Source organism: Vibrio fujianensis (assembly GCF_002749895.1).
Taxonomy (GTDB): Bacteria; Pseudomonadota; Gammaproteobacteria; order Enterobacterales; family Vibrionaceae; genus Vibrio; species Vibrio fujianensis.
The window spans coordinates 793,125-796,706 of sequence record NZ_NBUS01000054.1 but is presented as its reverse complement, the minus strand read 5'-3'; the positions used below and the strand labels follow the sequence as shown (position 1 = coordinate 796,706).

The following is a 3,582-nucleotide window of genomic DNA, read 5'->3' as shown; positions in this document are numbered from 1 at the left end:
ACTAGCTGTGGCTGATGGATGTTTTTGGCAATATAAGCCATGGCCTGATAAAAACCGGCCGCAGAGTTGATTTTGGCTTTATCATTGAGGGGGGCCAGCAGCTGAATCATCGCCGTACCACTCATGCCATTATCGATAGCGTGTTGCTGAACGGCATCCAACAAATGATCTAAATCGGCTACGGCTTCGGTGCTTTCTATCCCTTGTTTTTGCATTGCTTTGCGGTTGCGCTTGCGCATTTGTTTGATCACAAATGCAGGTTGGTTAATCTTTTTGAAACCAAAATAACCAGCGGCCACGACAAGAACTAGCCCACCGACCACATAACCCCAGATAGAGCCAGAAGAAGACTCAACCATTGGTTGAATGGCATCAATACTGGTTGCGATATCAGACATACATATTCCTTACTATAGAGAAAACTTAACCACTATACCCTTCCTACTTGAAGCTGCAGGGGTGTTGGCTACGTTCGTTCACCCCAATCATAGAGTCTGTCTATGCTCATGGGGATGAACTCACTTGCCGCCTACCTGCAACTCCAAGTTGTTTGGGTAGAGGAGGACAGTTAAGTGTGAAAAGACCATCATTGACTGACCTGCAAGGCGTTGCTTTGCGTTTTATCAACAATAGTGCAAAAGGGAGTCCCGGTTATATCATTTAATCGGCGCAATGTGATCGTTTTACGCTGAAGATTGAGCGGATATTGATGACTCACGCACAATTAACTGGCCAAGATAGGTATGATGCAATGAGGTCACTGGCTGCTTATTAGCAAGTATCACCGCGCATTGTGTGGCCGCTTGAGTTAACTCGACAATCGGCAGCGCCACGGTTGATAAACTTGGAATGCCGTAGGCCGCTGCAGGTTCATTATCAATACCCACAACGGCAATGTCCCGTGGTACGTGCAGGCCGTGTTCATGTAAAGCGCGAATGGCCCCAATCGCCATATCATCATTACAGGCAAAAATCGCACTAAAGTTGACGCCACGAGTGAGTAGCTGCTGGGTAGCATGGTAGCCCGAGTTAAGGCTATTATCGCCTGCGACGATCAAATCAGGGTTAGGTTCAATATTAGATTGCGCGAGTTGCTGCTGATAAGCGGCGAAGCGGAGCTGCCCAGTTTCACTGTTGAGCGGTGAAGTAAGACAAGCAATCGCTCGATGGCCAAGGGTTAATAAGTGCTGCATAGCAAGGGTAGCTAATTGAATTTGATCTAAGCCAAAGCTTGCGATGGCAGTCGTAGAAAAGCGTCGATTTAACACCACGAGCGGTATGGCATGCGTCTGTTGCCATTGAGTGAGCTCGCTTTCCGTTAAATGACGGCTATAGATCATAATCGTGTCACAGCGTTGATTCGCCAATGTTTGCAGCGCTTCTCGCTCACCTTGAGCACTATTTTTACCATTCACTACCAGCAATTTTTTGCCCGCTTGGTGGGCCCCTTGTTCGGCATGATGCAGCACACTACCAAAATAGCTGCTTTGAAAATGCGGTAAGCTTAAACCAATCGCATGAGAGGTATTGGTGGCTAGCGCTTGCGCCAAGGTATTGGGTTGATAACCGAGTTGTTGCATGGTAGCAAGAACCGCTTGGCGGGTAGATTCTTTTACTTGGCCATTGCCGTTCAGCACTCGTGACACGGTTGCTTTAGACACTCCGGCAGCTTTGCATACATCATTAATGGTGGCCATGACGACGATTACTCCTAACTGATCCAGCCCTTTGTCACTTGAACGTGCAAAGGGCTGGTGAGTGTATACCCTTCCGACTTGAAGCTGCAGGGGTGTTGGCTACGTTCGTTCGCCCCAATCACATAGTCTATCTATGCTCATGGGGACTTACTCACTTGCCGCCTACCTGCAACTCCAAGTTGTTTGGGTATAGCGTGTTATTCATCTCAGCTCTATCCCCTTCCTACTTGCCGCCTAGCGGCAACGGCGAGTGGTTTGGGTATCGATGGAATTAAATATTTTGTCCATTACTGGCAATCACTTGCTGATACCAGTAAAAGCTTTTTTTCTTCGAGCGCGCTAGGGTTCCCGTACCGTCATCGTGTTTATCGACATAGATAAAACCATAACGTTTCTTGTATTCACCGGTGGTAAACGACACGCAATCAATACAGCCCCAAGGGGTGTAGCCCATCACCTCAACACCATCGTAGTTAATGGCGGTCGCCACCGCTTTGATGTGCTCGCTGAGATAGTTAATTCGATAATCATCATTAATTGAACCATCCGCTTGCACTTCATCAATCGCGCCAAGACCATTTTCGACAATAAAAATTGGCTTTTGGTAACGCTCATACAGTTCAGATAAGGCAACACGTAAACCGTCGGGATCGATTTGCCAGCCCCAATCCGACGCGGGTAGATATGGATTGAGACGGCTATTTTCAAACAAGGAGGTGGTTTGTCCTTGCTCTTTCTGGGTTGAGACAATATTGGTCATGTAGTAGCTGATCGCGAGGTAATCAGCGCAGCCTTCACGTAAAATTTGCTCATCCTCAGCGGCGATGTCGATTTGGATATTTTTACGTTGCCATTCTTTAATCAGATAACTTGGGTAGTAGCCACGTACTTGAACGTCACTAAATAGATACTTTTCGCGCATCAGCTCTTGTGCGAGTAACACGTCTTCTGGACGACAAGTAGCTGGGTAGAGCGGCATGATGTGGATCATGCTACCGATTTTAAAATCAGGGTTTATCTGATGGCCTAATTTGACCACTTGCGCACTGGCAACAAATTGATGGTGCAGCACTTGGTACATCATCTGTTCAGGATTTGGGTAATCGGTGTAGATCATGCCTGAGTTACAATATCCCCAAATCGGCAGTTTCCAGTTACGCTGATTATTGATTTCATTAAAAGTGATCCAGTATTTGACTTTGTGCTGATAGCGCTCCATCACAGTCTGGCTAAATTTAACGAAAAAGTCGATCACTTGGCGATTCGCCCAACTGCCATAGTGTTTCACTAAGTGATTCGGCATTTCGAAATGCGAAAGGGTGATGACCGGTTCAATGCCGTATTTCAATAGCTCATCAAACAAATCATCATAAAATTGCAGCCCAGCTTCGTTAGGTGTGGCTTCATCGCCGTTCGGAAAAATCCGCGTCCAAGCAATCGATGTGCGAAAGCATTTAAAGCCCATCTCAGCAAATAGCGCGACATCCTCTTTATAACGTCCATAAAAATCAATCGCTTCATGGTTAGGATAAAACTGATCGGATTCTACGCTATCGGTGATCACTCGCGGTACTTCATGCGCCCCTTTAGTAAGCACATCAACCACACTCACGCCTTTACCGTCTTTGTTCCAGCCACCTTCTACTTGGTGAGCCGCTACTGCGCCGCCCCAGAGAAAATCTTTCGGAAAACTGTACTGTGTCATAGGTTACCCCTTAATCATTTACCAGAAATAGGCTTAATCTGTGGCTAGTCTAGATCGTTTTTTACTCAATTGAAACCGGTTTCTGTAACCGGTTTCAATTTTTTCTGTTCGGTGTGAACTTTGTCGTGAAGCGCATAGAAATGATGCACAGGCCCATGGCCTTTACCTACCTGTAACTGG

The 3,582-nt window shown here is 46.6% G+C and carries 3 protein-coding genes and 1 pseudogene; all 4 read right to left on the bottom strand.

Translation table 11 applies throughout. The annotated features are described in order from the left end of the window. A partial coding sequence (locus B7C60_RS16760; protein ID WP_245869650.1) for a hypothetical protein occupies positions 1–398 on the bottom strand: 398 nt, incomplete at its 3' end. A 285-nt stretch (positions 399–683) separates the two neighbouring features. Continuing rightward, complete coding sequence (locus B7C60_RS16755) at positions 684–1,697, bottom strand: LacI family DNA-binding transcriptional regulator (RefSeq protein WP_099612620.1); 1,014 nt, start codon at positions 1,695–1,697, stop codon at positions 684–686. A 271-nt stretch (positions 1,698–1,968) separates the two neighbouring features. Continuing rightward, positions 1,969–3,402, bottom strand: coding sequence for a 6-phospho-beta-glucosidase (locus tag B7C60_RS16745; protein WP_099612619.1), 1,434 nt, complete (start codon positions 3,400–3,402; stop codon positions 1,969–1,971). 65 nt (positions 3,403–3,467) lie between these two features. Further along, positions 3,468–3,582, bottom strand: a pseudogene (locus B7C60_RS19920) (bifunctional hydroxymethylpyrimidine kinase/phosphomethylpyrimidine kinase); the annotation flags it as partial.

Bases quoted from the DNA above. Each gene is read 5' to 3' on its own strand.
- B7C60_RS16745 (WP_099612619.1), bottom strand. From the start codon at position 3,402: ATGACACAGTACAGTTTTCCGAAAGATTTTCTCTGGGGCGGCGCAGTA.
- B7C60_RS16755 (WP_099612620.1), bottom strand. From the start codon at position 1,697: ATGGCCACCATTAATGATGTATGCAAAGCTGCCGGAGTGTCTAAAGCA.